At 73.2% G+C, this 4,310-nt stretch carries 5 protein-coding genes and 1 pseudogene; 5 read left to right on the top strand and 1 reads right to left on the bottom strand.

What is annotated here, in order from left to right; genetic code table 11:
• The 3 genes and pseudogenes from AB0K34_RS46160 to AB0K34_RS46150 all read left to right on the top strand — a co-directional run.
• Window positions 1-545 (top strand): annotated as a pseudogene (locus AB0K34_RS46160) (hypothetical protein); the annotation flags it as partial.
• Between the two features lie 16 nt (window positions 546-561).
• On the top strand, window positions 562-894 hold the full coding sequence (locus tag AB0K34_RS46155) for a hypothetical protein (RefSeq protein ID WP_138638100.1): 333 nt from the start codon (window positions 562-564) through the stop codon (window positions 892-894).
• Window positions 895-904: 10 nt separating this feature from the next.
• On the top strand, window positions 905-1,507 hold the full coding sequence (locus AB0K34_RS46150; protein ID WP_138638099.1) for a GNAT family N-acetyltransferase: 603 nt from the start codon (window positions 905-907) through the stop codon (window positions 1,505-1,507).
• Here AB0K34_RS46150 and metF read toward each other — a convergent pair.
• Window positions 1,444-2,379, bottom strand: a complete 936-nt coding sequence (metF, locus tag AB0K34_RS46145) for a methylenetetrahydrofolate reductase [NAD(P)H] (RefSeq protein ID WP_138638098.1) — start codon at window positions 2,377-2,379, stop codon at window positions 1,444-1,446. The two genes, AB0K34_RS46150 and metF, sit on opposite strands and share 64 nt — an antisense overlap.
• A gap of 159 nt (window positions 2,380-2,538) precedes the next feature.
• Here metF and AB0K34_RS46140 point away from each other — a divergent pair, with 159 nt between their 5' ends.
• Together AB0K34_RS46140 and AB0K34_RS46135 are read left to right on the top strand one after the other, a co-directional pair.
• Window positions 2,539-3,591, top strand: coding sequence for a polyprenyl synthetase family protein (locus tag AB0K34_RS46140; RefSeq protein WP_138638097.1), 1,053 nt, complete (start codon window positions 2,539-2,541; stop codon window positions 3,589-3,591).
• Between the two features lie 77 nt (window positions 3,592-3,668).
• Window positions 3,669-4,229 (top strand): carboxymuconolactone decarboxylase family protein, encoded by a 561-nt coding sequence (locus tag AB0K34_RS46135; RefSeq protein WP_138638096.1) that lies wholly within the window; start codon window positions 3,669-3,671, stop codon window positions 4,227-4,229.
• Window positions 4,230-4,310 lie beyond the last annotated feature (81 nt).

The raw sequence follows: 4,310 nt of genomic DNA, 5'->3' as shown, positions 1-4,310 counted from the left end.
GGCCGGGCGGGGGGCCGGCCGGGACGCCCCGGCCCGTCACGCCTCCGCCCCCTAGGGCGCCCGTCAAGACGGCGCCGCCCACGCTGCAGCCCACGCCGAGGGGCGCGGGCGACATCGGCAACTTCCCCGACCGGCCGTCCGCGGCCAAGGCCGCCAGGACCGACGCGCTCGCCGCGGTCGCGGCCGTCCAGGACGGGCGGCCCGTCCCCGACTCGGTCTGGAAGCACCTCAAGGCCAACGCCGACGATCCCGACTACACCGAGAAGCTGTACGAGCGCCTCGGCCCGGCGGCGACGGCCGATCTGCTGAAGGCGGCCGAGGGCGACAAGGCGAGGCTGGAGGCCGTCCAGGAGTCGGTGGGCGTGGCCAGCCACCACATGGCGATGGACGTGAAGTGGCTGCGCGCGTTCCTGGCCGAGGCCGACCGCGCCGGGGTCCGTCCCGTGGCGGTCCAGGTGCTGACCGGTGCGCCCCTGAGCGAGCAGGCGCGCGCGGCCGTCGCCAAGCTGGATCTGCACGAGCCCGAAGCAACCACCGTCGCGTGAGACCTGAGAGGTCGCCATGGCCGCTCCGCCGCCTCCCGGGAGCCTGCCCCTGCCGCTCACCGGTGCCGCCGCCGCCAAACTGTCCCCGACAGAGCAGCCCAACCCGGAGTACCAGCGGCTGTACCAGGCGTACGCGGACGCCTACGGCAGCATCGACCGGCTCAGGCAGGCCCTGGACGCGCCGGTGAAGACCCTGCGCGGGACGGACGCGTGGTTGGGCCCGGAGGCGCGCGTGTGGGGCGGGCAGCTCGACGCCAACCGGGGGACGCTGAAGAAGGCCGCCGACCGCATCCTCTGGGACCTCTACGATCGGCTCTCTGTGACGCAGCGCACCATCCCCCGGGTCTAGGCTCTTGCGGGTGAGGGACCCGAAGCTGCGCGAGATCGACCAACGCGCCTTCCTACGCAGGCTCAACCCCATGCTGGACGTGTACGCGGCCGCGATGGAGCCGCCGAACGAGCAGCTTCCGGGTCGGCACACCATCATGGAGCGGCACACCACGTACCCGGGCTTCCGCGCGTTCGTCGCCGAGCGGCGCGGGACGCTGCCCGTCCTGCCGGGCCCCGTCCAGGGGTTCGCCTACGGGTTCCACGGGGCGCGCGGCCAGTGGTGGCACGACGTCGTCCACCAGGCGCTGTCCGACCTGGAGGGGCCGGACCACGCCGAGGAGTGGCTGGCGGACGCGTTCGAGGTCGCCGAGCTGCACGTGCACCCGCAGGCGCAGGGCAGGGGCCTCGGCCGGAGCCTGCTGACCGCGCTGTGCGAGGGCAGGCCGGAGCGGACGGTCGTCCTGTCCACGCTCGACCGGCACCCCGAGACGCCCGCGCGCCGCCTCTACCGCTCGGTCGGCATGGTGGACCTGCTGAGCGGGTTCGAGTTCCCGGGCGGCGGGCCCCGCTACGCGGTCATGGGCGGGACGCTGCCCCTCGCGCCGTACTCCTCGGCGCCGAGGAGCGAGTAGACCTCGCGCGTCGCCGTGGACTTGTTGAACGTGATGAAGTGGATGCCGGGCGCGTCCTGCTCCAGCAGTTCGCGGCACAGCTCGGCGGCGTGCTCGACACCGAGCCTGCGGACCGCCTCCGGGTCGTCGGCGACGGCGTCGAACCGGGCCTTGACCTCGGGCGGGAACGGCGCGCCCGACAGCTGCTCGGACCGCTCGATCGTGCTGAGCTGGGTGACCGGCATGATGCCCGGCAGGATCGGCACGTCGCAGCCCGCGGCGGCGACCCGGTCGCGGAGCCGGAAGTAGTCCTCGGCGCGGAAGAACATCTGGGTGATCGCGTAGTCGGCCCCGGCCCGGCACTTCTCCACGAAGTACCGCACGTCGCTGCCGACGTCGGGCGAGCGCGGGTGCTTGTAGGGGAACGCGGCGACGCCGACGCAGAAGTCCCCGTAGGAGCGGATCATCCGGACCAGGTCGGCGGCGTACTCGACGCCGTCGGGGTGCTTGACCCACTCCCCCATCGGGTCGCCGGGCGGGTCGCCGCGCAGCGCGAGGACGTTGCGGACGCCGGCGGCGGCGAACCGGCCGATGAGGTTGCGCAGCTCGGCCTGGGAGTGGTCGACGGCGGTGAAGTGCGCGACGGGGGTGAGCGTGGTGTCGGTCGCGATCCGCTCGACGATGTCGACGGTGGTGTCGCGGGTGCCGCCCCCCGCGCCGTAGGTCACCGAGACGAACGTCGGGTGCAGGGACTCCAGCTCGCGGATCGTACGCCACAGGTTCCGCGCGCCCTTGTCGGTCTTGGGCGGGAAGAACTCGAAGGAGAAGGACCTGCCTCCCGCCGCCAGCAGCTCGCGGACTGTCGGGGGCCGGTCGGGGCGTACGCGTCGCATCCCCCAAGCCTACAGAAGCCCTCGGAGGCGGCTTCGAACCGCCGAATCACGTGATGCTCGCCACACCGCACGGGCGTTATGCGCCTATTTCCGAAGATCCAGTGACTTCTCACGTTTTGGCGGCAGGGTTGAATCGCCGCAGGTGGATACGATCTCGGCATGTCGACCAGCCGTATCCGCAAGGAGGTCGACGAAGCCCTCCTCGGCTTCGTCGACCGGCAGCGCCCGGCGCTGCTGACCATCAGCGACGACCTCGCGCCGCTGCTGTCCGCCCTCGACGCCCTGCTCGGCGGCGGCAAGCGGCTGCGGCCCGCGTTCTGCTACTGGGGGTGGCGGGCCGCCGGCGGCGAGGACTCGCCCGGCATCGTGGCCGCCGCCGCGTCCCTGGAGCTGCTCCAGGCGAGCGCGCTGGTGCACGACGACGTGATGGACTCCAGCGACACCCGGCGCGGCCAGCCGTCCGCGCACCGCCGCTTCGAGGCGCTGCACCGCGCGCAGGGCTGGCCGGGCGACGCCGAGGCGTTCGGCGGCGGCGCCGCGATCCTGCTCGGCGACCTGTGCCTGGCCTGGTCGAGCGAGATGTTCGAGACGTGCGGGCTCGACGCCGGGCCGCGGCGGCGCGGCCGGGCCGTGTACGACCTGATGCGCACCGAGGTCATGTGCGGCCAGTACCTCGACATGCTGGAGGGCACGCGCGGCGAGGCCACCGTCGCGACGGCGCTGCGCGTGGTGGAGTACAAGAGCGCCAAGTACACGATCGAGCGCCCGCTGCACCTCGGCGCGGTCCTCGCCGGCGCCCGCCCGGACGTGACGGCGGCACTCACCGGCTACGGCCTGCCGCTCGGCATCGCCTTCCAGCTGCGCGACGACGTGCTCGGCGTGTTCGGCGACCCCGCCGAGACGGGCAAGCCCGCCGGGGACGACCTGCGCGAGGGCAAGCGCACCGTGCTGATCGCCCTGACGCTGGAGCGCGCGTCCGCCGCGCAGGCCGACGCGGTGCTGCGCCGCCTCGGCGACCCCGCGCTCGACCGCCCCGGGGTGGACGAGCTGCGCACGATCATCGAGGAGACCGGCGGGCTCGCCGCCTGCGAGGCGATGATCGAGCGCTACCTGCGGGAGGCGGAGCGGAGCCTGGCGGCCGCGCCCGTCACCGCGGAGGCCCGGGAGGCCCTCGGCGAGCTGGCCGTGGCCGCCACCACCCGCAGCATGTAAGTAACTAATGACACAATCCGGCCAAATTTCCCCAGTGGACTAGAACTTTCCCACTGATCGGTGGCAGAAATGTCGCCATGTGCGCCGACACTTCGGGGAACCGCGTCCCGCGCTTCGACCCGCTGCCCGAGGACGCCTGGGACGACGTCCTCAAGGCCGTGGCAGCGACGACCGGGCCGCTGAACGTCTTCACCACGCTCGCCCGCCACCCCGACCTCTTCCACGCCTGGATCGGGCTCGGGTCGATGCTGCTGATGAAGGGGACGCTCACGGCCCGCGACCGGGAGCTGGCGATCATGCGGACGGCGCACCACCGGTCCTGCGCGTACGAGTGGGAGCACCACCGCGGGCTCGCGCGCGGCGCCGGCCTCACCGAGGCCGACATCGCGGCGCTCAGGCTGGACCTCGACGGCCACGGCTGGAGCGACGACGACCGGATGGTCCTCACCGCCGCCGACGAGCTGCACGCGTCCGGCACCCTGTCCGACGCGACCTGGACGGAGCTCGCCACCCGCTTCGGGGAGCGCGAGCTGATCGAGCTGGTCATGCTGATCGGCCACTACCACATGGTCGCCTTCACCCTGAACGCGCTGCGCGTCCAGAACGAGGGACCGGTCCAGAACGGGGAGGGCCGCTGATGCGGACCGGACGGTGGCTCCCGGCGGCGGGCGCGCTCGCCGCGGCGCTGGCGCTGCTCTCGGTGCCCGCGCCCGGTGACG

Source organism: Actinomadura sp. NPDC049382 (assembly GCF_040677125.1).
GTDB lineage: Bacteria > Actinomycetota > Actinomycetes > Streptosporangiales > Streptosporangiaceae > Spirillospora > Spirillospora geliboluensis.
This window is presented reverse-complemented; position numbering and strand designations above follow the sequence as displayed.

Bases quoted from the DNA above. Each gene is read 5' to 3' on its own strand.
- AB0K34_RS46155 (WP_138638100.1), top strand. From the start codon at position 562: ATGGCCGCTCCGCCGCCTCCCGGGAGCCTGCCCCTGCCGCTCACCGGT.
- metF (WP_138638098.1), bottom strand. From the start codon at position 2,379: ATGCGACGCGTACGCCCCGACCGGCCCCCGACAGTCCGCGAGCTGCTG.
- AB0K34_RS46140 (WP_138638097.1), top strand. From the start codon at position 2,539: ATGTCGACCAGCCGTATCCGCAAGGAGGTCGACGAAGCCCTCCTCGGC.
- AB0K34_RS46135 (WP_138638096.1), top strand. From the start codon at position 3,669: ATGTGCGCCGACACTTCGGGGAACCGCGTCCCGCGCTTCGACCCGCTG.